Origin of the sequence: Mycobacterium sp. RTGN4 (assembly GCF_033804635.1) — a bacterium.
Taxonomy (GTDB): Bacteria; Actinomycetota; Actinomycetes; order Mycobacteriales; family Mycobacteriaceae; genus Mycobacterium.
On sequence record NZ_JAPZLB010000007.1, the window covers coordinates 73,465 to 100,241 of the forward strand.

Annotated in this window: 29 protein-coding genes and 1 pseudogene; 10 read left to right on the forward strand and 20 right to left on the reverse strand. The window is 65.9% G+C overall.

The window, feature by feature from the left end; translation table 11 throughout:
- The first annotated feature begins 3 nt into the window (after window positions 1-3).
- Window positions 4-249, forward strand: coding sequence for a hypothetical protein (locus tag SLQ30_RS16545; protein WP_319447221.1), 246 nt, complete (start codon window positions 4-6; stop codon window positions 247-249).
- On the opposite strand, the gene SLQ30_RS16550 is transcribed toward SLQ30_RS16545, so the two are convergent.
- Window positions 246-2,678, reverse strand: coding sequence for a LuxR C-terminal-related transcriptional regulator (locus SLQ30_RS16550; RefSeq protein ID WP_319447316.1), 2,433 nt, complete (start codon window positions 2,676-2,678; stop codon window positions 246-248). The genes SLQ30_RS16545 and SLQ30_RS16550 overlap by 4 nt on opposite strands.
- Before the next feature lie 425 nt (window positions 2,679-3,103).
- On the opposite strand from SLQ30_RS16550, the gene SLQ30_RS16555 reads away from it, so the two are divergent.
- A complete protein-coding gene (locus tag SLQ30_RS16555) occupies window positions 3,104-3,469 on the forward strand; it encodes a hypothetical protein (RefSeq protein WP_319447220.1) in 366 nt (121 codons plus the stop codon).
- Window positions 3,470-3,481: 12 nt separating this feature from the next.
- Here the strand turns inward: SLQ30_RS16555 and SLQ30_RS16560 are convergent, their stop codons facing one another.
- From SLQ30_RS16560 to SLQ30_RS16575, 4 genes are all read right to left on the reverse strand, one after another.
- Window positions 3,482-4,018: a hypothetical protein gene (locus tag SLQ30_RS16560; protein ID WP_319447219.1), complete on the reverse strand. Its 537-nt coding sequence runs from the start codon at window positions 4,016-4,018 to the stop codon at window positions 3,482-3,484.
- A 73-nt stretch (window positions 4,019-4,091) separates the two neighbouring features.
- The gene (locus SLQ30_RS16565) at window positions 4,092-4,511 is read right to left on the reverse strand and encodes a hypothetical protein (RefSeq protein ID WP_319447218.1); all 420 of its coding nucleotides are present in this window, start codon (window positions 4,509-4,511) and stop codon (window positions 4,092-4,094) included.
- 216 nt (window positions 4,512-4,727) lie between these two features.
- Window positions 4,728-5,216: a hypothetical protein gene (locus SLQ30_RS16570; protein WP_319447217.1), complete on the reverse strand. Its 489-nt coding sequence runs from the start codon at window positions 5,214-5,216 to the stop codon at window positions 4,728-4,730.
- Window positions 5,217-5,432: 216 nt separating this feature from the next.
- Window positions 5,433-6,023, reverse strand: a complete 591-nt coding sequence (locus tag SLQ30_RS16575) for a TetR/AcrR family transcriptional regulator (RefSeq protein WP_319447216.1) — start codon at window positions 6,021-6,023, stop codon at window positions 5,433-5,435.
- Window positions 6,024-6,141: 118 nt separating this feature from the next.
- On the opposite strand from SLQ30_RS16575, the gene SLQ30_RS16580 reads away from it, so the two are divergent.
- The 3 genes from SLQ30_RS16580 to SLQ30_RS16590 are packed head-to-tail and all read left to right on the forward strand — an operon-like array spanning window position 6,142 to window position 7,334.
- A complete protein-coding gene (locus SLQ30_RS16580; protein WP_319447215.1) occupies window positions 6,142-6,618 on the forward strand; it encodes a DUF1772 domain-containing protein in 477 nt (158 codons plus the stop codon).
- On the forward strand, window positions 6,618-6,935 hold the full coding sequence (locus SLQ30_RS16585; protein WP_319447214.1) for an NIPSNAP family protein: 318 nt from the start codon (window positions 6,618-6,620) through the stop codon (window positions 6,933-6,935). Before SLQ30_RS16580 ends, SLQ30_RS16585 begins: the two co-directional genes overlap by 1 nt.
- Window positions 6,936-6,953: 18 nt before the next feature.
- Window positions 6,954-7,334 carry a DUF4267 domain-containing protein gene (locus tag SLQ30_RS16590; protein ID WP_319447213.1) on the forward strand — a complete coding sequence of 127 codons (381 nt, stop codon included), beginning with the start codon at window positions 6,954-6,956 and terminating at the stop codon, window positions 7,332-7,334.
- A gap of 12 nt (window positions 7,335-7,346) precedes the next feature.
- Here the strand turns inward: SLQ30_RS16590 and SLQ30_RS16595 are convergent, their stop codons facing one another.
- On the reverse strand, window positions 7,347-8,285 hold the full coding sequence (locus SLQ30_RS16595) for an SDR family oxidoreductase (RefSeq protein ID WP_319447212.1): 939 nt from the start codon (window positions 8,283-8,285) through the stop codon (window positions 7,347-7,349).
- An 86-nt stretch (window positions 8,286-8,371) separates the two neighbouring features.
- Between SLQ30_RS16595 and SLQ30_RS16600 the strand changes: the two genes are divergently transcribed.
- Entirely contained in the window at window positions 8,372-9,211 is an 840-nt protein-coding gene (locus SLQ30_RS16600) for a helix-turn-helix transcriptional regulator (protein WP_319447211.1), read from the forward strand.
- A gap of 4 nt (window positions 9,212-9,215) precedes the next feature.
- On the opposite strand, the gene SLQ30_RS16605 is transcribed toward SLQ30_RS16600, so the two are convergent.
- The 6 genes from SLQ30_RS16605 to SLQ30_RS16630 all read right to left on the reverse strand — a co-directional run bounded on the left by SLQ30_RS16605 (window position 9,216) and on the right by SLQ30_RS16630 (window position 14,080).
- Window positions 9,216-10,433, reverse strand: a complete 1,218-nt coding sequence (locus SLQ30_RS16605; protein WP_319447210.1) for an NAD(P)/FAD-dependent oxidoreductase — start codon at window positions 10,431-10,433, stop codon at window positions 9,216-9,218.
- A 97-nt stretch (window positions 10,434-10,530) separates the two neighbouring features.
- Complete coding sequence (locus SLQ30_RS16610; protein ID WP_319447209.1) at window positions 10,531-11,514, reverse strand: saccharopine dehydrogenase family protein; 984 nt, start codon at window positions 11,512-11,514, stop codon at window positions 10,531-10,533.
- 2 nt (window positions 11,515-11,516) lie between these two features.
- The gene (locus SLQ30_RS16615) at window positions 11,517-11,912 is read right to left on the reverse strand and encodes a VOC family protein (protein WP_319447208.1); all 396 of its coding nucleotides are present in this window, start codon (window positions 11,910-11,912) and stop codon (window positions 11,517-11,519) included.
- A 43-nt stretch (window positions 11,913-11,955) separates the two neighbouring features.
- Complete coding sequence (locus SLQ30_RS16620; protein WP_319447207.1) at window positions 11,956-12,699, reverse strand: SDR family NAD(P)-dependent oxidoreductase; 744 nt, start codon at window positions 12,697-12,699, stop codon at window positions 11,956-11,958.
- An 81-nt stretch (window positions 12,700-12,780) separates the two neighbouring features.
- On the reverse strand, window positions 12,781-13,641 hold the full coding sequence (locus SLQ30_RS16625) for a helix-turn-helix transcriptional regulator (protein ID WP_319447206.1): 861 nt from the start codon (window positions 13,639-13,641) through the stop codon (window positions 12,781-12,783).
- Window positions 13,631-14,080, reverse strand: a complete 450-nt coding sequence (locus SLQ30_RS16630) for an Rrf2 family transcriptional regulator (protein ID WP_319447205.1) — start codon at window positions 14,078-14,080, stop codon at window positions 13,631-13,633. The genes SLQ30_RS16625 and SLQ30_RS16630 overlap by 11 nt, the downstream gene beginning before the upstream one ends.
- A 169-nt stretch (window positions 14,081-14,249) precedes the next feature.
- Here SLQ30_RS16630 and SLQ30_RS16635 point away from each other — a divergent pair, with 169 nt between their 5' ends.
- The 3 genes and pseudogenes from SLQ30_RS16635 to SLQ30_RS16645 all read left to right on the forward strand — a co-directional run bounded on the left by SLQ30_RS16635 (window position 14,250) and on the right by SLQ30_RS16645 (window position 16,414).
- Window positions 14,250-15,164, forward strand: coding sequence for a TIGR03619 family F420-dependent LLM class oxidoreductase (locus tag SLQ30_RS16635; protein WP_319447204.1), 915 nt, complete (start codon window positions 14,250-14,252; stop codon window positions 15,162-15,164).
- Window positions 15,165-15,187: 23 nt separating this feature from the next.
- A pseudogene (locus SLQ30_RS16640) lies at window positions 15,188-15,985 on the forward strand (LLM class F420-dependent oxidoreductase); the annotation flags it as partial.
- A gap of 165 nt (window positions 15,986-16,150) precedes the next feature.
- Window positions 16,151-16,414: a cupin domain-containing protein gene (locus SLQ30_RS16645; protein WP_319458330.1), complete on the forward strand. Its 264-nt coding sequence runs from the start codon at window positions 16,151-16,153 to the stop codon at window positions 16,412-16,414.
- Between the two features lie 24 nt (window positions 16,415-16,438).
- Here SLQ30_RS16645 and SLQ30_RS16650 read toward each other — a convergent pair whose 3' ends face one another.
- From SLQ30_RS16650 to SLQ30_RS16665, 4 genes are read right to left on the reverse strand one after another with little or no spacing between them, the layout of a single operon-like run.
- Window positions 16,439-16,963 (reverse strand): nuclear transport factor 2 family protein, encoded by a 525-nt coding sequence (locus tag SLQ30_RS16650; RefSeq protein WP_319447203.1) that lies wholly within the window; start codon window positions 16,961-16,963, stop codon window positions 16,439-16,441.
- A complete protein-coding gene (locus tag SLQ30_RS16655; protein WP_319447202.1) occupies window positions 16,953-17,495 on the reverse strand; it encodes a nuclear transport factor 2 family protein in 543 nt (180 codons plus the stop codon). The genes SLQ30_RS16650 and SLQ30_RS16655 overlap by 11 nt, the downstream gene beginning before the upstream one ends.
- A gap of 18 nt (window positions 17,496-17,513) precedes the next feature.
- Complete coding sequence (locus SLQ30_RS16660; RefSeq protein ID WP_319447201.1) at window positions 17,514-18,374, reverse strand: SDR family NAD(P)-dependent oxidoreductase; 861 nt, start codon at window positions 18,372-18,374, stop codon at window positions 17,514-17,516.
- 40 nt (window positions 18,375-18,414) lie between these two features.
- Window positions 18,415-20,394 carry a molybdopterin-dependent oxidoreductase gene (locus SLQ30_RS16665; protein WP_319447314.1) on the reverse strand — a complete coding sequence of 660 codons (1,980 nt, stop codon included), beginning with the start codon at window positions 20,392-20,394 and terminating at the stop codon, window positions 18,415-18,417.
- A 122-nt stretch (window positions 20,395-20,516) separates the two neighbouring features.
- Here SLQ30_RS16665 and SLQ30_RS16670 point away from each other — a divergent pair, with 122 nt between their 5' ends.
- Complete coding sequence (locus SLQ30_RS16670) at window positions 20,517-21,122, forward strand: TetR/AcrR family transcriptional regulator (RefSeq protein ID WP_319447200.1); 606 nt, start codon at window positions 20,517-20,519, stop codon at window positions 21,120-21,122.
- Between the two features lie 42 nt (window positions 21,123-21,164).
- Here the strand turns inward: SLQ30_RS16670 and SLQ30_RS16675 are convergent, their stop codons facing one another.
- The 4 genes from SLQ30_RS16675 to SLQ30_RS16690 are packed head-to-tail and all read right to left on the reverse strand — an operon-like array spanning window position 21,165 to window position 26,777.
- Window positions 21,165-22,421, reverse strand: a complete 1,257-nt coding sequence (locus tag SLQ30_RS16675; protein ID WP_319447199.1) for an NAD(P)/FAD-dependent oxidoreductase — start codon at window positions 22,419-22,421, stop codon at window positions 21,165-21,167.
- Window positions 22,418-23,827: an NAD(P)/FAD-dependent oxidoreductase gene (locus tag SLQ30_RS16680; RefSeq protein ID WP_319447198.1), complete on the reverse strand. Its 1,410-nt coding sequence runs from the start codon at window positions 23,825-23,827 to the stop codon at window positions 22,418-22,420. The genes SLQ30_RS16675 and SLQ30_RS16680 overlap by 4 nt, the downstream gene beginning before the upstream one ends.
- Window positions 23,824-25,266 carry an FGGY family carbohydrate kinase gene (locus tag SLQ30_RS16685; protein ID WP_319447197.1) on the reverse strand — a complete coding sequence of 481 codons (1,443 nt, stop codon included), beginning with the start codon at window positions 25,264-25,266 and terminating at the stop codon, window positions 23,824-23,826. Before SLQ30_RS16685 ends, SLQ30_RS16680 begins: the two co-directional genes overlap by 4 nt.
- The gene (locus tag SLQ30_RS16690) at window positions 25,263-26,777 is read right to left on the reverse strand and encodes an amino acid permease (protein WP_319447196.1); all 1,515 of its coding nucleotides are present in this window, start codon (window positions 26,775-26,777) and stop codon (window positions 25,263-25,265) included. The genes SLQ30_RS16685 and SLQ30_RS16690 overlap by 4 nt, the downstream gene beginning before the upstream one ends.

Here is a 26,777-nt window from a genome sequence, read left to right on the forward strand (position 1 = left end):
GCGGTGGCAGTTTCGGCGCCGACCGCTGTCGCCGTGCGCGGCGGATTTCTCGTGACAACGGACGACGAGTACGAAGCGGCGCTGCGAAGCTTGCCCGAAGCGTATTCGCTGGCACTTCGCCTGCAAGATGCCGGTGTGGCCGACGACGTCATCTGTGGATACCTGCACATCGAGCGGGAGAGCCTGAGCACCTTGTTCGAGATGGCGCGACGCAAACTGAACAGCGCCATCGACAACACCGATGCTTAGGTCGGGATCAGAGCGCCTCCAGGGTCCGCCCCTAGATCGTGGAGGCGCTGGACCAAAGCGGACAGTTCTGCACGCGACGACACTCCAGCCTTGGTACTGGCCAGAAAGACGTGACCCTCGACGGTTCGGACCGACAAGGACATCGCTTCGGCGATATCCCGATTGGACAGGCCTTTGGCGACCAGAGCGGCGATCTCGTGCTCTCGCCGGGTGAATGGCAACGTCACCTTGCTCGCAGCCAGTGCTGGACTGACTGCGCCTCCGCACTGCACCGCCAGCATTTGAGCTCGGGCACCTGAAGTCAGTGCGCTACCGCGCCGGCCGGCCGAGCGGTGACTGACGGCCGCTTGTGCCGCGGCGTCAGCTGCAGCCAATGTGTCGCCGATCGCTTCAAAGCCAGCTGAGACGCCATCCAGTCTGGGCGCATCGTCGTCGGCCAGCGCGCGTGCATATCGGGCCGACAACGGCGCCCGGGGCCCCTCCACCAGGGCGGCAAGCTCTTCCAGTCGGCCGGCCACGCCAGCGTCGCCGAACTGCACACTGGTTTGCAAACAAAGAACCTCGCGCGCCAACTGGTTGTGGCTATTGGCAAATGCTGTTGCGCGCGAGGCATTCTCGAGGGCAATTGTGGTTCGCCCCTGCGCCGCATTGACCCAAGCGGCCGCCAATAGGTATCCCGATTCCACATACTCGTACGCGGGATGTCGGCTTCGGTCCAATTTCTCCATCAAGGGAAGGGCGGCATCGATGTCGCCGGACCGCGCCAGCGCTTCGGTCTGCAGAATCCTGAATCGGTAGAACAGACCCGAAATCTCGCCGTATCCGCCGAAACTCTCTGCCGCCGAACGGAAAAATCGCCGGGAGGCCGCCAGATCGCCGTTACCGAGGGCGGTCATGCCCTGCGCGGCAATTGCCATCGACCGTGACATCCCCGGCAGATCGGCATACCGACGATACTGTTCGTCGGTCACGGCCACCGCCTCGTCGACGTAGCCTGCCGCCAGCAGCGCGTACGCATGGAATTCGGCCAGACCCGTGCCATGGAAAGACTCTTCCTGCGGAGACTCTTCAAGCACGCGGTAACCCATCTTGGCCTGCACACCCGCGTCGGTCACACGACCGACGTCGCCAAGCGCAATCGTCTCGGCGGCATAGCCGATGATGTGGTTGTGGTCATTGAGCTGACTGCGATCGACGGTGGCAAGCGTCTCGATTGCTGCGGTCGGATCGGCGGCCACCACTTCCATCGCGGCGCGGAACGTGCGCAGCGAATGGTTTCGGGCGTCATCACCGAGGCTTATCGCATCCCCGATCACGGTGAGCGCCTCACCGGGTCTACGCAACGGCCAGAACAGGTTTGCAGCACGCAGGATCGATCCGTCGAAGAAGCCGTTATTGGCCAGTTCGGACGGATCGAGCGTGTCGAGGATTTCCTCGGCGTCACTGCCCTTCTCCTGCAGGTACAGGACCCAGGCCAGCGGGATCTTCGTCTCGGGATCCGCGTGTGCGGCCACCGCGGCGCGCGCGAGTCGCTCTGCGAGACCCATGTCGAGTCGAGACCCGGCGATCTTCACCGCCGGGCTGAAGATCTTCACGTCAGGGGGGAGGTCGGACTCCAGCCACAGCAGGCCGAGCCGAAGCAGATCAGTTCCGGGCATATCTGCCATGGCTTCTGCGAGGCGCCCACGTAACCTCTTCAGCCGTAACGGTCCGCAGTTGGCCAGCCGAATCTCGCCGTATAGCGGGTGCCCGACAGAAATGCCATTTCCGGTGAGGGCGGCCGCGATCAACCCACGCCGCTCGGCAGATTCGATCGAATCCGGTTCGGCGAGACCAGCCAGGATCTGCCGGTCGATCGGTTCGGCGATCGCGACTAGGTCCACGACCTGTTGGACGTCCTCGGGCACCGCGCCGATCTGCTGTTCGACGAGTTCGACAAGTGACGGTGACGCCGATGGTGCTCCTGTCCAACACCATTCGCCGCCGACACGTGAAAGACGGCCTGACCGCTGTTCATCCTGGACGAGGTGCCGCAGGAACAGGACGTTCCCACGGCTGAGCTCCCACAGCCGGTCGGCGCTGCTGGTCAGCACCGGACCATCGAGAACACATTGCAGCAGAGCTCGGGTTTCGTCGCGGGACAGCGGCTGCAACTCCAGCCTGGGCAGCAGTCCGTCCTTCCAGAGCGCCGTCACGGCGTCTGGTGTGGACTCGCCAGTGCGGATGGTGGCGATGACACTCGCCACCTCCTGCAGCACCAGTTGATGCACGATCAGCGCCGATAGATCGTCGAGTAGATGTGCATCATCGACCAGCACCAGCAAACGCCCACCGGGAGTACCTTCGGTCAACCCCGCGAACACCTTGCGCACCAATGCCGACGACGAGGAATCCGAATCATCGGCCCACCGCGCGAACGCTCCGAGCATCACCGCCCGACCCGTCGCAGTACCGGCCACCCGGCGCACCGACCATCCCGAGCGTGCCGCCGCTTCGGCCGCCGCACGAGCCAATCGGGTCTTACCGACCCCGGCCGTGCCGGCAACGACGACACCCTTGTGCTCGCCATCGTCGAGCGCCTCGCCGATGAAGCCGAGTTCCTCCGCACGACTCATCAGCGGCCAGCTATCTGCCATGGGCCGAATGCTAATGCCCCAGCTACCTCACAGCCGAGTCATTCTGTAAGGTGCCCAACTTAATTACCTAGGGACACGACCTGCGGTGAGGCCGCGACTACCCGGCCGCCGGGCAGTGCTCCTGGCCTTCGCAGGTCCCGCCGAAATCGGCGCCGTGCTGCGGCGCAGGTGCAGGCGGTGCGGCGGGAACAGTCGGGCAGTGTTCCTGCCCCTCGCACGTGCCACCGAAGTCGGTGTTGCCCGGCGGAACCCCTCGCTCGGTCGGGCAGTGCTCTTGTCCCTCGCAGGTGCCGCCGAAGTCGGTGCCCGGTGCCGGCGTGCCGGGTGCTGGCGTGCCCGGTGCCGGAGTCGGCGAGGCGGATGTCGCCGGAGTCTTGGTGCCAGACGACGCCGGTGCACCGGTCGTAGGAGTTGGAGTTGGAGTTCGCGTGGACGAGATCGCCGACGAGGTCGTGGTTTCGGTGACGGTCACGGGCGCACTCGTACCGCCAGAGCACCCTGCGGCCAACAGTGCGACGATGGCAACGGCAATGCTGAACTTCTTCACCAAGAACTCCTTCGCGGCCGCAGACTTGTCAGCGTGACGACACTCGATCTCACTTCGGAATTTGTACCGGAAGACCGTCGCCGAATATGGGTTTGTAAGGATCCAACTGCGGCGAAGATGCCGTCGGCAACGGCGCTGGCCATCCACCGACCTGCTCGAATGTCGCGGCACCCTTGTACAGGACCCAGTACCGCCCGTGGTTGTCGAGGTAGGCCGTTCGACCGTTCTCGGGCCTGACTTCAACCGTTTTAACCGGTGGTTTGGCGTAGGAAGGCCAGTATGGGACCCCCACCAGTTGGGTGAATCCCGCCATTTTGACCCATTCGCAGCATGTCGGCGAAGCCAAATTGACCCTGGCGCTTGGATCTACGTCGATGGGTTTCGACGGGTCGATCGGTCCCGTTGTCGCAGCTGGTGTTTCGGGATCGACCACGATGGTCCCCGGGGGGTGGACGGTTCCGCCGACGACGATGGACGGCCCGGTGGGGGTGAACAGATCGTCGTCGTCGGCGTAGGCCGATGGGCTGAGGGCGACGACGGCAACGACAACCGCTGCGAGCAACGAGCACAGGCTGTATCGGCTCATCGGCCGCGCACTGTCATGCATAAGAGCTCCTGCGGTGACTCGTTGTGTCCGTTGATGATTCATTGGTCGATGCCTAGCGCACCTGAGTGAGATTGAACGGCACGCCGACCGTGTCGGTTCCGGGTAGCACCCCGCACGCTCCGGTGTCGTCGGTGGCCCACACCTGACCCGCCAAGGTGGTGGAATCCCATGAGTAATGGGCCGATCCGACGCTCTGGGTGCCGTCGGCGGTGCACTTGATCGCGGTGGAGTTGCCGACGTCGTCGACTCTCCACTGGCCACGGTCCAGTCTGGCCTGCGCGGTTCGACCGTCGGCGAACACGACCTCGGCGCACCCGCTGCCGCACGGGCTGAAGGTCCATACCGCGGCGGGATCGCCGATCTCGGTAGCCCAATAAGCCCCGCTCATGTCGGCAGCCCAGGCCGGCGCGCTGGCGCCCAGCGCGATGGCGACGAAGACGGTGATCGTGGCACATACCCGTGCAAAGGCCATAGCGCCCAACCTTCCTTACCCGACTGAATTGGCCGTGAGCTGCCCTCATCGCAGCGACGTCACTCCATCCACCAGCGTCAAGTCTGATGCACGCGAGGATCAGCCCACCCCGTAGCGCACTACCTGGATTTCGATCCGGCGCCCCGATCGACTACCTGGATTTCGATCCGGCGTCCCTATCGGCCACCGGGAATCCCGGCGAAAAGTCACTCAAAGTCATTGCGGATAGGCCAGACTCCAGCCCCGGTATTGCCAGCTGCGCCCCACGTTGGGGCTGGGCAGAATCTGGATGTTGTGCCCGTCGCCGTACCCTCGTGCGAGTCCTTGGACGCCACCGGAGACATAGGTCCCGTCTCCGCGGGCAAGGTCGATGTGCGGGCCGTCGGATCCCTTGCTGAAGACGAGTGCTCCCCGCGGGGGATTCATGTCGGTGTGGATCTGACCTTGTCCGAGGAGGGTTTGGTACATGGTTTCGGAAGCGCCGTCCCAGCCGTACCGAGCCTGCGGCACGCCGTAGGCGTAGGCCACGAAAGCCTCACATCCGTATGGGCCGAAGCGGTCTGACCCGAGCTCGCTTTCAGCCTTTGCGATGGCGGCGTCCGCTCCGGGGATCGTCGGCGGGGGTTCCGCCTGGGCACTCGGTGCGAAGAGGAGCGCAGCGGATAACGGAGTGGCGGAAAGGAACAGACAGATTCGTGCGTTCAACTCGTTTGGTTCCGGTTCCCGGCGTGCATGTTGGCCTCGGCGTGTTTCGTCCGGCTCATGCGATCAGGCGCCGGCGGTGTCGCGGATTGTGTCTCCAGGCAAATCAGAGGATTTGTACATGTGTTGTTCAGGTACTCATCGTGCGGCACTCGGGAGTGCCAGGCAACCGGAGGCGCAACCATTGCGCGTGCCCGCACCCCAGGCCGGGTGCGTGGCCTATCGCTTCGCTTCTCGATTGCTGGTGAATTGATCGACGAGCAGTTGGACACGGTCTGAGTCGTAGTCGGCGCGTAGTCGGCCGGCCCGGCTGAGGGTGATCAGTCCGTGCAGCGCGGCCCACAACACCTCGGTCAGCGTGTCCGCATCCTGCGCGTCGGCGATGAGGCCGACCGCCTGGTGCAGCTCGGCGAAGGCCGCCGTCAGCTGAGGCGGGGTGTCCTCGGCGGCGAAGTGCAAGGCGGTCGCGCGGACGAACATCGCGTCGTAAACGGCCGGGTTGTCGCGGGCAAAGTCGAGGTAGGCGTGTGCGATCCGGGCCAGGACGTCGCTGGGGGTGCCTGCGCGTAGCCGGGCAGCCCGTGTCACGTCCGCGAGCTCGCCGAACCCGTCGATGGCGACGGCATCAGCGATTTGTTCCATGCCGGTGAAGTGGTTGTACAACACGGGCTGGCTGTATTCGATCTGAGCCGACAGCCGACGCGTCGTCACCGCATCCCAGCCTTCGGCCTCGGCCAACTCGCGGGCCGTTGTGATGATCAGCCGTCGACGGGCCGAGCGCTCACGCTCACGACGATCCTCAATGGCCATACCTTGTTATAGCACGGCTAGTGAAACTAGCGCTGCTATTGACAGTGCGATGACCTGGGGCTAGCGTTGCTAGCACGAACTAGCATTGCTAGCTATTACGAGCGACGGGAGCCTTGTCATGGGCTTAGATCTCATTACTCACGCAGCCGTGCTTACCGCGGTACTGGGTACCGCGGTGGTCTACGGCACCGACGTGTTTTGCGCGATCGTGCTGCGACCGGCTTTGGCGTCGATCGACGACGATGCCTTGGTCGCGGTGACCGGAAGCGTGCATCGATACGGAGACCGGCGCATGCCAGTGCCCGGAGTCATCGGGATTCTGGGCGCCGTGACAAGCGCGGCGCTCGCCGCGGTGGCGGAGCACTGGGTACAGGCAATCGCGGCCGGCGCCGCGCTGGTCTTGCTGCTGGTCTGGCTCGTGCTCTACGCCCGGGTGAGCGCGCCCATCAATCGACAACTGACCGCGGCCGCCGACGCCGGGCATTCGCTACCGAATGGGCGTGTGCTGCAAGAGAAGTGGGATCGAATCATCGTCGCCCGCGCGACCCTGCAAGGGCTGGCAGTGGTTGCCTTGTGCGTGGCGCTGGTGAGCTGATGTTTCAACTCAGGATCTACACGCTGCGATCGCCCGAAGCCCTGCAGCAGTATGCGACCGTGCACTGGGCCCGCCACCTGCCGACTTTCACGGCATTCGGGGTCACCACCCACGGTGTGTGGACCGAGCGAAGCGGCGGCGCGAATCGACTCGTCGCGCTGATCGGCTACCCGCCGGATGCCGACCCCGAACAACTCACGCGGCAGATCATGACCAGCCCGGAATTCGCCGCCGACATGGCCGGGTTCGACGTCGACGAGATCGTCGACGTTCAGTCGGTGCCTCTGGACCCGACATCGTTCTCACCAATCCACTGACACCCCAGGAGCTTTGACATGACCACCATGACAATTGGCTACACACTCGCCGGACTCATCGGTGTGGGCATCGTATTCATCGGCGCACGGTTCATCGTCGCGCCGCGCGTCGCCGCCGCCGGCTACGGCGTGCCAGCAGAGCTCGGCCAGCCGTCCGCCGGCGCCTATCTGACCGTCAAGGGCGTCCGTGACATCGCGTCGGGGCTGATCGTCTTCGTGCTCATGGCCGCGGGTGCCACGCACCTGCTCGGCTGGGTGATATTGGCCGCCACCATCATTCCGCTCGCCGACGCGTTCATCGTGCTCGGCAACGGCGGCTCCAAGTCAATCGCCTGGGGAGTCCATGGGCTCACCGCGGCCGTCATGCTCGTCACGTCCGCGCTCCTGCTCATTTCCTAGGGGGAGGTAACATCACGTGAATGTGACTCCCGTGAGCTCCTGCGACACCGTCCACACGCGTACTGCGGTCTCGTTGTCGCGCATCGGCTTCCAGAGTTTCTGTTCACCGGGAGGGCCACCCACGTTCCCGAGCCACTGGGGTCCGTAGAACGCACCGGGCTTGGCTTCGGGCGAGGTCGCGGCCATCAGCGCCGGGAGCTTGGCGCTGTCCACAGTCCCCACGATGAGGCCTCGCGCCGAGAGCCAGCGGATCAAACGGACACCAACGGTGTCCTCGGCCCGACCGACCTCCGGACGTGCCGCGAGCAGGTTCGTTGGGGCGACACCGGGATGAGAGATGTTGCTGGTGATTCCCCATCCCGCGGTCGAGCTGCGGCGGCTGAGTTCGAGCCCGAACAGCCCGAACGCAATCTTGGACTGCCGGTAGGCGGCCATGCCGTCGTACTTGCGCTCCCAGTTCAGGTCGTCCCAGTTGATCGTGCCGCTGCGTGCGGCGATGCTCGTCTGCGAGGTCACCCGTGCGCGGCCGGCCTTGAGGAGCGGCAGCAGGTGGCCGGTGAGCGCGAAGTGGCCAAGGTGGTTGGTGCCGAACTGAAGCTCGAATCCGTCGGCGGTGGTCTGCCGGTCGGGCGGTGTCATGACGCCAGCGTTGTTGATGAGGAAGTGGATCGGGGCTCCGTCGGCGCGCAGCTTGTCGCCGAGCGCTGCCACCGACGCCAGCGAAGACAACTCCAACGACTCCAGTGCCAGCTTTGCGTGCGGGTGCTGGTCACGGATCTTGGTGACCGCCGCCTCACCCTTGCGCGGGTTGCGGACCGGCATGATCACCTCGGCGCCCGCACCGGCGAGCACGGTTGCGATGCCGAGTCCGACGCCGTCACTCGCACCGGTGACCACCGCTCGCTTTCCGAAGAGGTCGGGAATGGTTATGTCGTATTCGCTGCGTGCCATGGCAACAAGCCTGCCGGGGAGTCAGAGATATATCCACGGTCTGACAGTCCGTGGGTAACCGATCCGGCTGAGGCGAAGATGTACACATGATCGATCGCGCAGGACTGGCGGAGTTCCTCTTCCATCGCCGGGAGGCCCTACAGCCGGAGGATGTTGGACTCCCACGTGGGCAGCGACGTCGGACGAAAGGGCTGCGACGGGAGGAGGTCGCCGTGCTGTGCCATATGTCGACCGACTACTACTCGCGACTGGAACGTGAGCGTGGCCCACAGCCTTCCGAGCAGATGATCGCCTCGATCGCTCAGGGGTTGCACCTCTCTCGCGACGAGCGCGACCACCTCTTCCGCCTTGCCGGGCACCAGCCGCAGGCCCGGGGCGCAGGCACCGATCACATCAGCCCCGGGATGCTGCGAATCTTCGACAGGCTCACCGACACCCCGGCGGAGATCGTCACCGAGCTCGGGGAGACGCTGAGGCAGACTCCGCTCGGCGTTGCGCTCGTTGGCGACCTGAGCCGGCACACGGGCGCGGCGCGCAGCATCGGGTACCGGTGGTTCACCGATCCGGAAGCGCGCGGTATCCATCCGTCCGAGGATCACCAGTTCTACTCGCGGATGTACGTTTCGGGGCTTCGGGGAATACTCACCCTCCGCGGGCCCGGGTCCAAGGCCGCTCGACTGGCGGAGTTGCTCACCGCCCAGAGTGAGGAGTTTCGCGACCTTTGGAAGGAACACGAGGTCGGTGTCAGACCGCGAGAGGTAAAGCGCTACCAGCATTCCGAGGTGGGGCTCATGGAGCTCAACTGCCAGGTCCTGCTGGACCCCGACGAGTCCCAGGCGCTCTTGGTCTACACAGCGGTGCCAGGCAGCGAAAGCTACCAAAAGCTGCAGCTGCTGTCGGTGATTGGCGCGCCATCGTCGGCGTGAGTGTTCAATGCCCGTGTGCGGGTGCGGCTTGCAACTCCGGGGCGGCTGCGGCGAGCAGTGCGGTCCGGTCGCCGCTGAGCGGGGGATAGATGCGTTCACCGTTGATCAGTCGCTTGGTCGCCTTGGCCGCTGCGCCGCTGCTGACGACTCGTCGGTCCCAGCCCTCCGTGTACACCCCGCCGGCCGGTCCGAGGTCGAGAACCGTGACATACCAGGGGATTCGCAGCGACAACATTGGGGCACCCAGCAAGTCGCTGATCACGTTGTGGCCTGCATAGCGGCCCATCGGCCGACTGTGCTGACACGACATCACGGATGTGTGTTCGTCGTCCACCTCCAGCGCCGCCACGTCGCCTGCGGCGAACACACCGGCAACGCCCTCAACTCTCAGATGGTCGTCAACGGGCAGCCGACCCAACTTGTCGCACGGCACGCCGAACTGCGTCGTCAACGGGTTCGCCCGCATTCCGGCGCACCACACGACTGTTGCCGCCGGCACCACCTCCCCAGACGACAGCGTTACGCTTCGCTCGTCAACGGCAGTCACGCCCACCCCGGTGATGGTTTCAACCGCGTTGTCGACCAACGCCTTCGCGATGAACGGACGAGCAGATTCACCCATGTCGGACCCGACGTGCGAGTTGTGGTCGACGAGGATCACCCGCGGTGAGACTCCGGCCCCTAGTGCGTCCGAAAGGATCTTGGGTAGCTCACTGGCGAGTTCGATTCCGGTGAGGCCGGCGCCGACGACGACCGCCGTCGCGGTTGCGGGATCCGCCGCGTGTTCGGCCAGCTGGTGGATGTGCGCCTGAAGCTTCATCGCGCCGTCGTAGGTGTCGACGTCGTAACCGAACTCGGTAAGCCTGGGGAGGTTCGGCTTGACCACCCTGCTGCCCAACGCAAGTACGAGGCGGTCGTAGCCCAGCGTTGCACCGTCGGCTGTGCTCACCGTCGCAGCCACGGCGTCGATTCCGGTCACGTCAGCGGTGATATGGCTGACACCGGCCGGATCCAGTAGGTCCTGCAACGGGATTCGGCACGCGCTCAGATCGGCCTCGTAGTTTCGGACCCGAATATCGTGGAATGGCTGCGAACTGACGACGGTGACGTCGACTGCGCCTTGCGCAGCCCCGAGCTCGTCTAGGCGACGGGCGGCGCCGAGCGCGGCCCAAAGCCCGGCGAAGCCAGACCCGAGCACAAGAACACGTTTGGTGGGCGGCATCCCCCTATCGTCGCTCCCCGTCGATTCACAAACAAGAGTGGGCACCAGGGCCGTCGGTACGCCGTGCAATCGGCTCAGAGTTTGAGTACAGCCCCGCCTAGAGATCGAAGACGCCGCTGTCGGCGATGGTTTCGACGAAGCCGTTTCCAAATATCGTTGCAGGAGTGTGGAATCCGGCTCTGAACTCACCGCCGAGCACACGGCGCGCGGCCTCCGTCGCCGCCATGGGGGTGAACGTATAGCCGTTGACGGTGTCGAGCACAGAGTGCACCACCCGTCCGTCGGCGCCGGTGACCTCCACGGCGGCGTGGTATCGGTTGGCATCCCGCTGTTCGTCGGTGGGTCCAGCAGGCAGGGCGTCGAGATCGCCTTCGGGAAACCCGCCTCCCGAGACGTGCACGAACGTCTCGATGTCAGGGACTCCGGTAGAGCGCCAGATCGTCACCAGATCGGGCAGCGTCACCGGGGAGCAGGTCGTCGGCCCGGTGCCGAAGTCGAACTCTCGGACCTCGCCGGGATCGCGACTCACCAGGTGGCCATCAGCCATCATGAGGCACTCCGTGGTCAAGTTCTCGGCGGCGCTGATGGCCGACCCGCGCGACATCGAACCGGTGACATGCAGTGCGATCCGGATGCGCTTCGGATGTGAAACGCGCTCTACGGCATGGCCCGCCAGGCATCCGAGCATGGCGACGCTGCCGCCGCTGCCGGGCAGCAGCATTACCTCCGCTGCCCGTGCTTGGTCGTCGAGCGTTTCGGCCAGCCGATAGCCGTCGAGTTCGGCGGCGACGTCGAGATAGTGACTGCCGGACCGGATCGCGGCCGTCATGAGCGGGTGCGCCGTCTTCTGATACGGGCCTGCGCAGTTGAGTAGGACGGAGACATCGGACATCGACTCGTCGACGACGGAGGGGTCGTCGAGGCCGAATGCCCGATGGTCGACGCCGAGTTCGTCGGCGAGGGCCGCAAGACGCGAGCCGTCGCGCCCGGCCAGGATCGGTTTGAGTCCGGCCGCCGCGGCGTGTTCGGCGGCCATCCGGCCGGTGTAGCCGGTCGCGCCGTAGATCATCAGGGCAGTCATGTTCAGTGTTGCCAACTCTTGTAAGTGAATTCGAGGCTGTAACCGTCCGGGTCCAGCACACTGGCCGCGTAGTAGCGGGGGTCGTAGTACTCCCGCGTCGACGGTGGGCCGTTGTCGGTGGCGCCGGCGGCGATCGCGGCGGCGTAGGCGGCATCGACTTCAGCCGCACTGTTCGCGACGAAGCCGACGTGGGCGGCTCGGCTGTCGGCGTCCCCGGCCCGGAGCCAGAAGAAGATGCGGCCGTCCGCCCCGAAACCCTTCAGATCGGGATGCCCTGGCGGACCGTCCTTTCCGTCGTAGTCGACGCGGGTCGTGATGCCGAGTGGCGCGAGCGCTGCGGAGTAGAAGGAGATGGAGCGCTCGATGTCGCTCACCGAGATGAATACGTGGTCGAGCATGTGATGACCTTCCTTTGTTGTGTCATGTCGAGGGTCCGGGCCATTAGATGGCGAAACCTCCTGCGACTTCGATGGATTGGGCGTTGATCCAACGGCTGTCGTCGGACAGCAGACTGACGATGGCGGTGGCGACGTCCTCGGGCTCGCCGACGCGGCCGAGCGCCGTCTGCGCGGAAAGCAGGGTCTCGAACTCGTCGTTGAGTCCGCCGCCTAGCTCGGTGCGGATCGGGCCGGGGGAGACTGCGTTGACCCGGATGCGGCGGTCGCCGAATTCCTGTGCCATGTAGCGGGTGAGCACTTCGAGCCCGCCCTTGAAGCTGGCGTACGGCGCCACCCCGGCGGTGGTCACCCGGGTCGTTGCGCTGGTGAGGTTGACGATCTGACCGCCGTCTGCGAGCAACGGCAGCAGTGCCTGCGTAAGGAAGAACGGCCCCTTCAGATGCACGTTGAACAGGCCGTCGAACTCGGCCTCGGTGACGGCCGTGATGGGGCTGAACAGGCCGTAGCCCGCGTTGTTGACCAGGTAGTCGAAGTCGGCGCGGTCCCACGTCGTCCGCAGTGCCGTCGCGACGGCGTCACCGAAAGCCGGGAACGACGAGCTGTCCGCAACGTCCAGCTTCAACGCGGCCGCTCGGCAGCCGCCTGCAACGATCTTGTCGACGACGTCGTGGGCGGATTCGGGATTGCTGTTGTACGTGAGGATCACGCCCATTCCACGTTGGGCGCACGCCAATGCGGTGGCGGCGCCGATGCCGCGGCTGCCTCCGGTGATGATCACGATGCTCATGTATGTCTGCCTTCCAGGTGTGGTGACTACGAGTCAACGCGGACGACCACGGGCGGGGAAGGGCGAGCGATCCTAGGAGTGCTACACCCACTCTTGGTGGCGGGATGCAGACAGTGTCCCCAGTAGTACCAAGGCGTCGGCGCTGGCCGACCCTGGCGCAGCGGTGGCCACGGTGAGCTGTTGGCCGGGGGCACTGCGGACGTCGAAGACCTGGTGGGTCAGCTGCAGCAACCCGACGTCGGGATGGCGGATCGTCGTCCGTGTTGCGGTGAGGCCTTGCACGGTTTGGTCGTCCCACAACTCACGGAATGCGTCGCTGTCCCGGTAGAGCCGCGCGACGAGTTCGGTGACTTCCTGGTGCGCAGGCACGAAGCCCTCGGCCAGGCGCAGCGCGCTGACCGTCGCCTTGGACACCTCGGCCCAGTTCACGTAGAACTCCCGTGCATACGGGTCAAGGAAGATCGCTGCCATGACGTTCTCCTCCTTGCGCTGCAAGGGAGCGCTGAAGGCCACGGCGGCGGGATTGGCGACGAGGATGCGAAGCGCGGGGTTGGTGACGTAGGCGACCGCATGCGGGAATGCGGCCATCGTCTGGAGCAGTTCAGGGCTGACCGTCTCGTTGGGCTCGCCGGTTCGCATCGAGGTGGGCGAGAGCTTTGCGAGGCGAAACGCGTGCGCCCTGGCGTCCGGGGTGAGTCGTAGCGCGTGGCATATCGCGTCGACGACCTGCGCGGAGGGGGTGCGCTCACGGCCCTGTTCCAGGCGGGCGTAGTAGTCGGCGCTGACCCCCGAGAGGACGGCGACCTCCTCACGCCGCAGACCCGCGACGCGCCTGCCCGATACGGCGGGCAGACCTGCCTCCTGCGGCGTCACCCGCGCACGCTGAGCTCTGAGGAAGCCGCCCAGTTCGTTGGTGGGCGGGCGCCGTGAGTCAGTGGGCATCAGCGAGCTCCCGGTCGGCCTCGGCCAGTGTGTCGCGCAGGATGTCTGCGATCGTCGTGTCCGCCAATGATCCGCACAGTGCGCTGGTGGCGCGCCCGTAGGCCCGGATCAACACGGGTTGAATCCCGTATCCCACATGACATTCGTGGTCCGGCGGCGAGGCGTGCATGGCGAACACGCTGCCGCCGACCGCGCGATAGACGTCGTGCAGGGTGATGTCGGAGGCCGCCCGGGAAAGGGCCCAGCCGCTGCTGCGCCGTGATTCGACGAGCCCGGCTTCCCGCAGCTCGCCGAGGCATCGGCGGATGACCACCGGGTTGGTGTTGACGCTGGTCGCGATTCGCTGCGAGGTGCCGATCGCGTCGTCGGTGCCACGACGGTCGAAGGCGATCCACGTCAGCACGTGAACGGCCAAGGTCATCCTGCTGTTCGCGCTCATTGCGTTGACTGTAACCGGGTTTGTTACACGTGTCATCCGGGAGCTGAAACCTGCCCGCGCCCACAGCATCCGCCGTTCCTGGGTGCGGCACTCCTAGGAAGGTCCGCCCTTCTGCAACCGACTTCAGCCACGTTGACTCGTCTTCGACAACGCGCCAAGGGAGGTCATCGTGAAGCTAGGTCTATTCGCCGTCAACGTTGGTGACGGAGCAACCCCGCAGGGAGCCCGCAGTACCGCGGTACTGGCAGAGCAGCTAGGAGTGGAGTCGCTGTGGACGATCGATCACGCCGCGGTGCCCTCCGGATACGAGACCGAGTACCCCTACGACGAGTCCGGAAAGATGATGGGCGGCGCCGAGGAATTCGACATCGCCGACCCGCTGACGTGGCTGTCGTTCGCCGCTGCGGTCACCGATCGGATCAAGCTTGCAACGGGAATAATCGTGCTCCCGCAACGCAATCCAGTAGTGCTTGCCAAGCAGGTCGCATCCCTGGACGTGCTCAGTGGCGGCAGAGTCGTGCTAGGTGTCGGGGTGGGCTGGCTCGCCGAGGAGTTCGCTGTCGTGGGTGTGCCGTTCGCCGACCGCGGTCGCCGGCACGACGACTACGTCGAGGCGATGCGGGCGCTGTGGCGCGATACCAAGGCCACCGTGCACAACACCCACGTCCAATTCGATGACGCGATCAGCCTGCCGCACCCGATCCACCGGAGCGTGCCGATCGTGATCGGCGGCCGTTCGGCACGTTCGGCACGCCGTGCTGCGGAAATCGGTGACGGTTACTTCCCCAGCATCACCGACGCGGAGCAACTGCCACCGCTGATGGAACTCCTCGCCGTGGAAATGGAACGCGTGCAACGTGATCCAAGTGAGATCGAGGTGACGGTGCCCTATCCAGGCAACGTCGGCGAACTGATAGCAGCCGCACGAGGTGGCACGGCGATCGATCACGTCACCGGCGTCTTCGAACGATTCGCCCAGGCCGGAGTGTCGCGGACACTGCTCTCTGGTCTGTCCGAGGACACGCTACGTCCGCTTCTGGAGCGTCTCGGAGCGCGGATCGACCTCACGCCAACTCACCCGTAGCAGACTTATCTATAGGAGTCACAATGAAATTCGGTGTCGCAACCTTTCTCACGGACCAAGGAATCGGTCCCGCTCCACTGGCCAAGGCACTCGAAGAACGAGGGTTCGACTCGCTCTTCGTCACCGAGCACACCCACGTTCCCGCCTCACGACGCAGCCCTTTTCCCGGCGGCGGTGAGCTGCCCGAGAAGTACTACCGAATGATGGATCCGTTCCTGGCGTTGACGGCTGCGGCAACGGTGACGAGCACCCTGCTGCTGGGTACCGGCGTGGCGTTGGTGGCCCAACGCGACCCCGTCATCACCGCCAAGGAGGTCGCCACCCTCGATCTGCTCTCGAACGGGCGGTTCCTCTTCGGTATCGGCATCGGCTGGAACCGCGAGGAGATGGAAAGCCATGGCACCGATCCGAAGACGCGGGGCAGGCTCGCCGACGAGCGCGTCGAGGCGATGCAGGCGATATGGACCCGCGAGATCGCCGAGTACCACGGTGAATTCGTCGACCTCGAGCCGCTGTACGCCTGGCCCAAACCGGTGCACCGCCCGCACCCACCGCTTTACTTCGGCGGCGGACCCGCAGCGTTCCCGCGGATCAAGAAATTCGGTGCCGGTTGGTACGCCGTCAGCCCCAGCAGTGACGAACTCACCGTGGCAATGGCGGAACTTCGCGCGGTGACTGGATGCGACACTCCGGTGACCGCCGCCCACGTCGGCCCGGTGACCGAGACTGCGCTACGCGGCTACGCCGACAGCGGCGCCGAACGCGTCGTGTTCGACCTGGAGACACTGCCTGAGCGGGAGACGCTCGCGAAGCTCGACGAGTACGTGGACGTCGCACGTTCGCTCGGCTGGCCAACGCCGCCGCCGCGCGACTCCGGCCGACCGCAGCACCGCATCTGGAATCAGATCGCCCCAACCCCGTTGGCGGAGTTCGGCGATCGGATCACGATCAAGGCGCTGACCGCCGACGTCGCCCAGGTGCTCCGGGTGGAGATCGCGGCGGGCACCGCCATCCCGAATCCCGCGGATCTCACCGAGCAGGAAGTCCACCCGATGGAGCAGATCGACGTCATCCTGACCGGGCGCATGAAATACGTGGTCGATGGCAAGGCGCTCGAGGTGGGGCCGGGCGAGGCGCTCGGGATCCCGGGCTGGGTGCCTCATTCCGCCGTGGCGCTCGAAGACACCACCATGATCGAGGTCTTCTCGCCCATCCCGGACTTTCCCACCAACGAAACGCGCACACCGTAACGGACGTGTGAATCCCGTTGACGCTTAGCCGGATCGGAGGAAAGACTCACTGTGATCGCCGCGCGCCAGACCCACGGGATGCTCCGATACGAACGGCGCGCCGAAGAGCCCTTGCGACCAGTCGGCCGCTGCACCGAGGTCGTTCTGCCAGTCGCAGAGCAATTTTCGATGCGAGACGCGCCACTCGCCGGCGCGCCTTTCAAGGCGGTCGAGGTAGCGCCCGCACAACACGATGTCGCGATCGTGGTCGTCGACTCGCACGCGGTGATAGGCCGTGACGTGTGTCTCGGCGAGTGCGGTATCGCCAACGAGTTCGATGAGGCTTTGCCCAAGGGTGTGCAACGTCAGGGCAATGGCGGGATCGCCCGGCACGATCCAGTCGACGAGTTCATCGACCGAGCAGACGGCCACGCCTTCGTCGTCGCTGGCATCTGGCCAGTAGCAAGCGCGGATCAGCTCTGCATCTCGTCGGTCGACGCCGCGGCTCAGCCGGGCGAGGCGGTCGCGAATCTTCTCGCGGTCGATGATGTCGGTCAGTTCACCTCGCACGTCGTACCTCGCGTCTGTTGGTGAGCGGCCGTTGGTAGGACGGGTCGGACCTGTCGCGGGATGGGGTGCCGTTGAGGTGGATGTCGGGCACGTCGGCAAAGGGGATGTCCATGGTGGGCACGAGGCCAGACCATTCGATGACGTTGTTTCGCAGCACGATCTTCCAGGCGCCGTCACGTCGCTCGAATCGGTCGAGGTAGCGTCCGCCCGCGATCCAATTGGTCGCGTCCCGGTTGCGCGCGACGAACAGGTAGTAGGTCTCGGTGTGGGCGATGTCGCCGTCGAAATCGCAGGTGTGGTTCAGCAGGTTGTGGTGGGTCGCGGTCTGTCCTTCTTCGTGCATGGCCGTGGACCACTCGTAGAGGTCCACCGGGCCTCCTACGAAATCGCCTGCGGCGATGACGGCGTCGGCGTGAAAGGCGCTCAGTACCAGTTCGCGGTCGAAGCGGTCGGTTCCGCGGCTGAACCGGGTGAGGCAGTCCAAGATGTCCTGTCGGTCGAGCAGTTGTTCGAGTCGTGCGGTGTCGGTCAACGTGCCTCCTCTTGGCGGCTAAACGGGTCCATACAGCGGCGAGCCGCGCTGAGCGCGCAATGATGGAGGCACCGTGCCGTCGACGTCGGTGACGCCGTAGTCGAGTGCGAGTTCGGCGGCGATGTACGTTCCACCCGTGCGCGCCATGACATTCGGGTCGGCCGCGAGTGCGGCGATCACCCGGCCGGGAAATTCGGCCGATGAACCGACGAGCGGGTCGGTGACGGTCTGCGACGACATCTGCGGGTTCTCCTGGAGCGCGAGTCCTGCACGCTCGGTGAAGGTCAAGCCCATCCACAACGACAGTGACGCCACGCCGTGCGGTTTGAGCTCGATGGCCATGTCCCTGGCCATCCGGTCGACCGCAGCCTTGCAGGTGCCGAAGACGACACCGTAGGTGTAAGTCACCCCGACATAGCCCGACGTTGCCACGATCAGCCCGGCGCGCTGCGGGACCATGATCCGCGCGGCATGCCAGGCGGCGACGTAATTCGAGCGCACCCCGACGTCGACCATCTGCCAGTACGAAAGCGGTTTGGCCCAAAACGGATCGGGTTCGACGAGCGTGTCGGGCAACGCAAAGGCATTGTTGACCAGAAGGTCGAGCCGACCCTGCTCGTCCATCACGCGTTCGAAGAGCGCCGCGACTTGTTCGTCGACTCCATGGTCGACCGCAACGGCAATTCCCTTGCCGCCGCGTCGGTCAACCTCGGCGGCCGTCTCGCCAAGCGTCCCGGGCAGCGGATGGGTGCCCGGCGCCGTGGTCCGCGCGGTGACGTAGACACACGCACCGTGGTCGGCCAGGGCGAGCGCGATGCCCTTCCCGATTCCGCGGCTTGCGCCGGTCACGACGGCGACCTTGCCGGATAGTGCACCCAACGTTGCTCCTCACCAAGACCGTTCCTACATTGGCTCGCGCTCAGTGTGCCGGGTGCAGGCTGACCGGCACGCCGGAATAGCGCACCATGCCGGTCACGAGGTCGATGTCGTCCTTGTTCGTCAGCGCGTTGACGTTCGCCTCGACGTGGCCGTGGGGGACCGATACCGCGCCGCGGCGGATGCCAGGGTCCAGTTTCGCAATGCCGGTCAACTCTCCGTGCGCACTGCGAACGGTTACCGACGCGCCGTCGACGACACCCGCCGCCGCGCCGTCGTCGGGATTGATGAGCACGTCGGCGGGATCGCCGAGGAAGTCGAACTGGGCGTTGAGCCGCCGCATCTGCCTGCGTGGGGTCAGTACGAGCGGGGCGGGCGCTCGCAGCGCGGCCAACTGGTCGACCAAGAGCCGTGGGGCCAGTCGCCACCCACCCAATCGTTCGATGTGCCGCTCCACCCATGGGGCGGGCAACTGGTGGCCCGCATCTACCCACCCGGTTTCCGTCAACTCATCGAATGAGCAACGTGCGGCGGCGATTACGCCGGCAAGTATCGTGTCGTCGGGCTGCGCGGGGTCGGCGACGTCGTGCCCTAGCCGTCGGCCGAGCTCGGCGAGGAACCACCACATCGAGCGCCGGTCGCCGACCGGAGCGACGACCGCAGGCGTGTGTTGCGCCGAGACCCGCGAGCTCAGTGCGTCCCAAATCGTGACGTCCGACCGTTCGAGTTGATCCTTGGTCGGCAGCACGTGAGTCGACAACGCAGCAGTTTCGTTGGCGATGATCTCGGTGGTGGCCAGTACCTCGAGCTTGCGCAGCGCCGGTTCCAGGGCGGTGGTGTCCGGGAACGACGTCATCAGGCTTCCGCCGAGATTGAGCACGGCGCGGATGTTGCCTGCCTCGATCTCGTCCACGAGCGTGGCGCATGGCCATTCGGCCATGAACGACTGAGTACCGGGGCGGCTACGCGGGCCAGGACCGAACGAGCCCTCCGGCGGTGAGCAGGGAAGTTCGAATCCCTCGAGATGATAGGCGAATCCAGGATGAAACCAGGTGCCGCCGGGCCGGTTCATCGATCCGGTGAGGATCATCAAGACCCATGCCAGCCACTGCGTGACGTTGGCCTTGTCGGCCGTCATGGTCACGCCGGTGCCGGTCTCGATCGCCACCCGCTCGGCGGCTCGCACCGCGTCGCGGAGTCGCACCAACTCGTCCGGTGCGACGTCGGCCAGCGTCGCAGTGTGTTCGAGTGTGAACGGCTCGACTGCGGTCGCTAGTAGCGCTGCGTCTTGCACGGGTACGTCGGGATCGACCCCATCGCAGAGGATTTCGCGCACCAGGTATGCCAGTACAGCGTGGTCGGTGCCGGGTCGTGGGGCGAGGTGGCCGGTCGCCAATCGAGCGGTCTCGGTGCGGCGTGGATCGATGACCCACACCTGACCACGCTTGGCGATCGCACGCACGGTACCGGTGGGATTCGGCACGGCGATCGCGTGACCGTGCGAGATCACTGGGTTGGTGCCCACGAAGATCATGAAGTCGACGCCGTCGTAGTCGGGTCGGCCGGACAACCCCACGAATCCGCCGACCAGATCGGAGATCAACGGTTTGGCTGTGCCGTCGATGGTCATCGGACTGAACTTGGCCGGTGTACCGATGGCGGCGTGCAGTGCTTCAGCTACCCGGGTGCCGGTGGCGTCCATACCGACACCCGTGCCGAAGAAGATGCCGACCGATTCCGGCCCATGACGGTCGATGATGGACCGGATGCGCGCGCCGAGATCGTCTAGACAGCGCTCCCACGACGTGTCCAGCAACTCGCCGTCGATGCGCATCTGCGGCCGCTCGATACGGTCGGGATGATGGTGCATCAGTGGGAGCGCGCGGCCCTTCGGGCACGTATAGCCCTGCGAGAGTGGATGTTCGCGGTCGCCGCGCACCCGGGTCACCGTGTCGCCATCGACGTCCACGAGGATTCCGCACACCGAGGTGCACACCCGGCAGAAGCTTCGGACCGTCCGCATGCCCTCGGCGGCCATGGCTCCTCCTCACGACCCGATGGGCGGTGACCGGGTTGATCCCCGAATGCGAATGTAGTCAGTGCCAACAATGCTGTCAACGACAACATTCTTGGTATCGTCTGACCATGGCCGATCGTCGCTACCACCACGGCGACCTTCGGGCCGCCCTGCTCGCGCAGGCCGAGGCGACGCTGCGGCTGTCGGGCGTCGACGGGTTGTCGTTGCGTGAGCTTGCCCGCGAGGTCGGAGTCAGCCACGGCGCCCCGCGGCGTCACTTCGACGACAAAGCCGCGCTACTGGAAGCGCTAGTGGCGGAGGGCTTTCGCCGCCTGGGATCCGAGCTGGAATTGGCTGCCGAAGCCGACGGCCGCGCATTCGACGTCGTGCTGAAAGACGTTGCGATCGCCTACGTCCGGTTCGCCGCTGACAACCCAGCGTTGGTGGACCTGATGTCCGGGAGCCGGTATCTCGCCGACGCTTCCGACGCGCTCGCGCGAGCACGGGAACTGAGTTTCGCTCCAGTCCGAAGCCTGGTCGCGTCGGCTCAGTCGACCGGGGACCTCGCACCAGGTGACGTCCGCCGGATCGGCACGCTGATGTTTGCGACACTGCACGGTCTGGCGACTATGGCCAACAACAAGATGATCGATCCGCTCGATGACCAATTGATCTCGGACGCGGTCGATTCGTTGTTGACCGGCCTCGCGCCCGCAATGGTGCGCACCCGCTGATCAGCGTGTGTGGCACGGTGCCGATCCCCACTTCGAGTAGTGCTAGCCCAGCGCAATGGTGATGTCGCCGCCGCCGGGATTGGCGTCGGCCACCAGCGCCCACGGTGCGCGGTAGACGCGTCCCGGTGCGGCGGGCCAAGGGGTGCGTTTCTCGCCGATCGTGCGTCCGTCCTGGATGGCGCGCACCTTCGGCGTCCGGTGGTATTCGTCGGTCCAGAGCAGCAGGTCGCCGCGGGGTGCGACGGCCCCGTCCGGGGTGACGAGTTGTGGTGCCACCCAGCGAAACGGCGACGCGGCACGTACCCGGATTCCTTGCGGTGCATCGGTATTGGCCCGAAGCCAGGCGGCGATCTTGGGCGCGGCATGCCGTCCGTCCAGGGCCGCCCCGTCGGCAGTGTCGACCGGATGAAGCAGGTTCCCGACAGCGAATACGCCGGGCTTGCTGGTTTGCAAACTGGCATCGACGACCGGACCACGGGTGCCGGGGTCGATCTCGACGCCGCCGGAGCGGGCGAGTTCGTGGTCGGGAATCCAATCGCCGGTGGTGATCACGGTGTCGCATTCGAGCGTGGAACGCGCTGCGGTGTCAATGTTTTCGACCGTAACCGATTGGACACGGCGTTTACCGTTGATGCTGACGACCCGGGTCCGGGTCAGCACCGGCCCATTGAGCAGGAAGCGGCCCGGGATCCGGAAGGCGGCGTACGCCTCGGACCGAGGGTAGCCGCTCGTCATGGCGACGGTGGCGCAGCCGGCTTCGCGCAAGGTCAGGACGGCCGACCAGCTGACGAGTTCGGCGCCGATGACGACGGCCCGGGTGCCGACGTGAGCGTGGTTGAGGTGGACGAGGTTCTGCAGTTGACCCGTGGTGTACACCCCATCGGGACGGTCACCGGGAATCAACCGCGCCGGTCGCGGTCGCTCTCGCGCACCGGTCGCCAGAACGACGGCATCGGCTTCCACGATGCGCCGTCCGCGCGGCGAGGTCACCTGTAGTCGCCGCTCGCCGGCCCATCCGGTCACCATGGCTTCGGTTTCCAGGTGCGCTCCGGCGTCACGGGCGGTATCGGTCAGTCGGCGCGCGTAGGCCGGTCCGCTGATGAACCGCTTCAGGTCGCGCATTCCGTAGCCGAGATGATCACTGTGGCGCGGGATCCCGCCGGTCTCGGCTTCGCGCTCGATGACCAGCACGGTACCGTCGACGAGCGGTGCAAGGTTGGCGGCCGCAGTCAGGCCCGACGGTCCGCCGCCGATGACCGCGACGGCGACATGCTGAACATTGTTGTCCTGCTGGGTCATCGGGCCACCACTGAGATCCCGGACTCCAGCACTGCCGCGGTGTGTGCGCCACAATAGAAACCTTGGCAGCGTCCGTTCATGACCCGGGTGCGGCGCCGTAGTCCGTCGAGGTCGGCAGGCGGGATGGGGGATTCGAAGGTGTCGCGGAGCTCGCCTGCGCTGACCCGTTCACAGAAGCAGACGATGCGCCCATACGCCGGGTCTTCGGCGATGCGCTCGGCGTCCTGGTAGGGCCGGGTGAAGGCTTCGCCGATGTTCGGCATCTTCGGTGGCGGGGGAAGTTCGGCGCGCGGGGTGAGGTCGAGCCCGGTATCGGCCAGCAAGCCCATCACGTGTTCTGCGACCGCCATTCCCGAGGTCAGCCCGGTCGAGCGGATGCCGCCGACCAGGACGTACTGCTGCGTGGTGTCGACGTCGATGAGGTAGTCGCCGTGATCGATCGCAGCGCGCAGCCCCGCGTAGGCGGCGGTGAGCTCTTCGTCGAACAGCGTCGGCATCAAGGCGCGGCCCTTGGTGAGGAGGAACTCGAAGCCGTCCTCGGATGTGCCTGTGGCGGTGCGATCTTCGAGGTCTTCGGAGGTGGGACCCACCATGACGTTGCCGTAGATGGTCGGGCTGACGAGCACGCCCTTGCCGCGCGAGGACGGCACGGCCAACACGATGCACGGCACCATCGGGCGGGCGAGCTTGTCGAAGACGAACAGTTCCCCGCGTCGGGGAGTGACGGTGAAGCGGTGGTAGCCGAATTTGGCGTCGAGGTAGTCCGAACCCAGCCCGGCGGCGTTGACGATCCAGCGGCCGTGGATGTCACCCTTGCTGGTGACAAGGGTGGTGTATTCGGAGCGGTCGGTGCGGGGGATGACGTCGGTGACTTCGGCGCCACGGCGCAGCGTGACGCCGCGCCGCACGGCGTCGGTGGCCAGCGCAAGGTTCGTCGTCCACGTGCAGATGATGGCCTCGCCTGGCACCGTGAGCCCGGCGAGCGCACCGGCGCCGAGTTCGGGGACGCGACGGTAGACCTCGGCGGCATCGACGAGCTCGCAGGCGTGGTAGCCGTTGCGCTCAGCCTTGTCCTTGAGGGAGGGCAACGCCTCGACTTCCTCGTCGGTCCAGGCGACGAGAAGTGCACCCGTGCGTTCGACGGGGATGCCGGTCTGTTCGGCGTAGGCACCGAGCAGGTGATAGCCGCGCGCGACGAGTCGTGACTCCAGCGTGCCGGGCGTGGCATCAAAACCGGTGTGTAGCAACGCAGTGTTGGCCTTGCTGGTGCCGTCACCGACGTCGTCGCGGGCTTCGACGAGGGTGATGCTCAAGCCGGTGCCTGCCAAGTCCCGTGCGATCGCCGCGCCGACGATGCCTGCGCCGATCACGACGACATCGCTGACGTCGGGAGCGGTCGTGGTCATGGCTGGGTCTCCTTCTGGGCGAGCGCCGCGCTCGCCGCGTGCTTCCAGCGGCTCATGTAGTCGGCGGCGCGGTCGGCTGTCCATCGTGGTTCGTACGTGTGCTGCGGTGCCCATGTGCCAACCACCTTGGCGATGCCGGCGGCGGGGTCGAGTGCCAGCCGGGCGCAGGCGGCGGCGCCCAATGGGGTGGCGTGCGCCGAGGGGTAGATCTCGACGGGGATGCGGGCCAGGTCGGCTTGGGCCTGCATGAGCACGGCGGAGCGGGTCAGGCCGCCATCGACCCGCAGCCGGGTCAGGGGCTGGCCGAGGTCGTCGGCGACCAGGTCGGTTAGGGCCGCAACCTGGGCGGCGATGCCCTCCAATAGGGCGCGGACCAGGTGCCCGGGTCCGCTGCTGAGCGTCATCCCGGTGAAGGAGGCGGTGGCTTGCGCGTCCCACCAGGGTGCGGCCAGTCCTGCGAGTGCGGGGACGCACAGCACGCCGGAGTCACCGGCGGATTCTGCGACCGTGTCGAGTTGGTCTGCGGCGGTGACTAATCCGAGGTCGATGGCCCAGCGCACCGCGGATGCGGCGGTGTACACCTGGCCGTCGACGCAATAGGAGGTGCGATCCCGCAGCCGCCAGGCCACCGAGGTGGTCAGCCCGGCATGCGAGCGGCCGGGGCGCTCGCCGAGTTGGGCAAGCAGGAACGCGCCGGTGCCGAACGTGCACTTCGCCGAACCCGGCTCGAGGCAACTCTCGGCAAGGAGCGCGGCCTGCTGATCGACGATGAGCCCAGTGACCGGGATGGCAGGTGGGCCGAAGACGTCGGTCTCCCCGGCGACGTGGTCGCAGTCGACGAGGGCGGGTAACTCTTCGGATCCCAGGCCGAAGAGTTCAACGAGCTCGGAATCCCAAGTGGTGGAGTCCAAGTCGAGCAGCAGTGAGCGGCTCGCGGTCGAGTAATCGGTGACGAACGCCCCGCACAGCCGATGGATCAGCCAGGTGTCGGTGGTGGTGACCACGCCGTCGGCGGTCAGGTTCGCCCGAATCCACGCCATCTTCGGCGCGGAGAAGTACGGGTCCAGCACGAGTCCCGTCTTCGCAGCGACTGCTTCGGCGGAGCCGGCCAGGTTCGCGCAGATGGACTCGGCGCGGCGGTCCTGCCAGACGATGGCCTGCGTGAGTGGCCGTCCGGTGCGGCGATCCCACGCCAACACCGTCTCGCCCTGGTTGGCCAACGCGACCGCGGATACGGTGACCCCGGCATCGTCCAGCGCGCGACGTCCGGCGCCGACGACGGAGGCCCACAACGCTTCCGGGTCTTGTTCGACGCCTCCGCCGGGCAGGTAGTCCGGCCGCAGCGCGACCTCGGCGATCGAGACGACCTGCCCGGCTTCATCGACGACGATCGCCTTCGTACCCGAAGTGCCTTGGTCGATGGCGAGGACGTAGGTCATGGCCGGTGTGTGCCCGCTTCCTGGTCCAGTACCGCGTCGATCGAATGCTGGTCGGGCATTGCCAGTCCATGGCGTCCGCGGCGGACGAGCAGATAGCCGAGATAGCTCGCGCCGATCACGACCATCACGATGACATAGAGCCAGGCGTCCTTGAAGGACGCATCGCGGAACAGGGCGAGTTCGAACACCAGCCACACCACCGCGACGGCGAGGATCGGCTTCTCCCAGCCGCCAAGGTCGAACTTGCCGTTGACCGGCAGGTCGTTGCGCTTGAGCAGATACAGCACGACCGTGGCTGCGTAGATCACCGCAGGCAGCAGAGTCGCCGCGCCGAACAGGGTGAACAGCGCCGTCTCGGACTGCGAGAAGATGGCCAGGATCAACTGGGCGAGCACGACGAACAGCACAGTGGCCCGCAGCGGGGTGTGGAACCGGGGTGAGATCTGGCTCCATTGCTGCCAGCCGGGGAACCGCTCGTCGCGGGACATGGCCCAGGTCAAGCGAACTCCGGTCATCATGATCACCAGACCGCAGGCGAAGATTGCGATGACCACCATGAGCAGCAGCAGTGTGCTGACCACCGAGCCGAGGGTGTGCTTGATGACATCGGCGATCGGCGTGCCGGACTCGGCGAGCGCGACCGGGTCGCCTGCGGCCAGGGTGACGGCGATGAGGAACACGAAACCCAGTACACCGGAGGCGATTACGGCCTGGCACATCGCCCGGGGGACGACGCGCTCAGGATCGTTGGTCTCCTCGGCGAGGTTGGCCGCCGATTCGAACCCGACGATCGTGAAGGCGCCGAGCAGGAAGCCCAGCATCCACGGGCCTGCCGATGTCCAGTCTCCGAAACTCCAAAAGCCTTCGGCAGGAACGGCTCCCTTGCTGAAGAGGTTGCCAGCGTCCATGTCGCCACGGACCGCCGCGACGATGAGCAGAAGTACCGTCAGAGTGACCATCCCGATCAACTCCAGCGACACCGCGCCATTGTTGACTCGCTCGCTCCACTTGGTCGACAGCGCCAGCAGCACGGCTTGGGCCAACAGGACGAGGGCGGTGACACCCCAGGTGACGAAACTGGTCGCCTGGTAGTCGAGCAGGACTGGCAGCACCGTCGAGGCGATCGTGTAGTCCACCGCGACGACGACGATGGCCAGGAAGGTGAAGGAGATCCACCCGATGATCCAGCCGAGGATCGGGTTGGCCAGCCGCGACATCCACTGGTAGGCGTAGCCGGTTACCGGGATCCGCGAGGCCACGGTGCCGAGCACGAATGCGACCGCGAGTTGACCGACGACGGCGATCGGCCACGTCCAGATCCCGACCGGTCCGGAGGAATTCAGCACCGCGCCGTAGGTGGTGAAGATGCCGGTGGCGATCGAGACGAAGGCGAAGGCGACCGCGAACGAGGCGAACTTTCCGGTGTGGCGCTCCATCGACTGCTTGTATCCGAACTGCGCGAGTTCGGCGGCGTCACCCCCGGCTCGGGGGGCGGACTTCGGGTCGGACAT

Excerpts from the sequence above, each read along its gene's own strand:
- SLQ30_RS16560 (WP_319447219.1), bottom strand. The coding sequence starts at position 4,018 with ATGAGCCGATACAGCCTGTGCTCGTTGCTCGCAGCGGTTGTCGTTGCC.
- SLQ30_RS16565 (WP_319447218.1), bottom strand. The coding sequence starts at position 4,511 with ATGGCCTTTGCACGGGTATGTGCCACGATCACCGTCTTCGTCGCCATC.
- SLQ30_RS16600 (WP_319447211.1), top strand. The coding sequence starts at position 8,372 with ATGATCGATCGCGCAGGACTGGCGGAGTTCCTCTTCCATCGCCGGGAG.
- SLQ30_RS16580 (WP_319447215.1), top strand. The coding sequence starts at position 6,142 with ATGGGCTTAGATCTCATTACTCACGCAGCCGTGCTTACCGCGGTACTG.
- SLQ30_RS16585 (WP_319447214.1), top strand. The coding sequence starts at position 6,618 with ATGTTTCAACTCAGGATCTACACGCTGCGATCGCCCGAAGCCCTGCAG.
- SLQ30_RS16690 (WP_319447196.1), bottom strand. The coding sequence starts at position 26,777 with ATGTCCGACCCGAAGTCCGCCCCCCGAGCCGGGGGTGACGCCGCCGAA.
- SLQ30_RS16610 (WP_319447209.1), bottom strand. The coding sequence starts at position 11,514 with ATGACTGCCCTGATGATCTACGGCGCGACCGGCTACACCGGCCGGATG.
- SLQ30_RS16685 (WP_319447197.1), bottom strand. The coding sequence starts at position 25,266 with ATGACCTACGTCCTCGCCATCGACCAAGGCACTTCGGGTACGAAGGCG.
- SLQ30_RS16605 (WP_319447210.1), bottom strand. The coding sequence starts at position 10,433 with ATGCCGCCCACCAAACGTGTTCTTGTGCTCGGGTCTGGCTTCGCCGGG.
- SLQ30_RS16680 (WP_319447198.1), bottom strand. The coding sequence starts at position 23,827 with ATGACCACGACCGCTCCCGACGTCAGCGATGTCGTCGTGATCGGCGCA.
- SLQ30_RS16575 (WP_319447216.1), bottom strand. The coding sequence starts at position 6,023 with ATGGCCATTGAGGATCGTCGTGAGCGTGAGCGCTCGGCCCGTCGACGG.
- SLQ30_RS16630 (WP_319447205.1), bottom strand. The coding sequence starts at position 14,080 with ATGAGCGCGAACAGCAGGATGACCTTGGCCGTTCACGTGCTGACGTGG.
- SLQ30_RS16625 (WP_319447206.1), bottom strand. The coding sequence starts at position 13,641 with ATGCCCACTGACTCACGGCGCCCGCCCACCAACGAACTGGGCGGCTTC.
- SLQ30_RS16595 (WP_319447212.1), bottom strand. The coding sequence starts at position 8,285 with ATGGCACGCAGCGAATACGACATAACCATTCCCGACCTCTTCGGAAAG.
- SLQ30_RS16620 (WP_319447207.1), bottom strand. The coding sequence starts at position 12,699 with ATGAGCATCGTGATCATCACCGGAGGCAGCCGCGGCATCGGCGCCGCC.
- SLQ30_RS16665 (WP_319447314.1), bottom strand. The coding sequence starts at position 20,394 with ATGCGGACGGTCCGAAGCTTCTGCCGGGTGTGCACCTCGGTGTGCGGA.
- SLQ30_RS16675 (WP_319447199.1), bottom strand. The coding sequence starts at position 22,421 with ATGACCCAGCAGGACAACAATGTTCAGCATGTCGCCGTCGCGGTCATC.
- SLQ30_RS16590 (WP_319447213.1), top strand. The coding sequence starts at position 6,954 with ATGACCACCATGACAATTGGCTACACACTCGCCGGACTCATCGGTGTG.
- SLQ30_RS16670 (WP_319447200.1), top strand. The coding sequence starts at position 20,517 with ATGGCCGATCGTCGCTACCACCACGGCGACCTTCGGGCCGCCCTGCTC.
- SLQ30_RS16550 (WP_319447316.1), bottom strand. The coding sequence starts at position 2,678 with ATGCTCGGAGCGTTCGCGCGGTGGGCCGATGATTCGGATTCCTCGTCG.
- SLQ30_RS16615 (WP_319447208.1), bottom strand. The coding sequence starts at position 11,912 with ATGCTCGACCACGTATTCATCTCGGTGAGCGACATCGAGCGCTCCATC.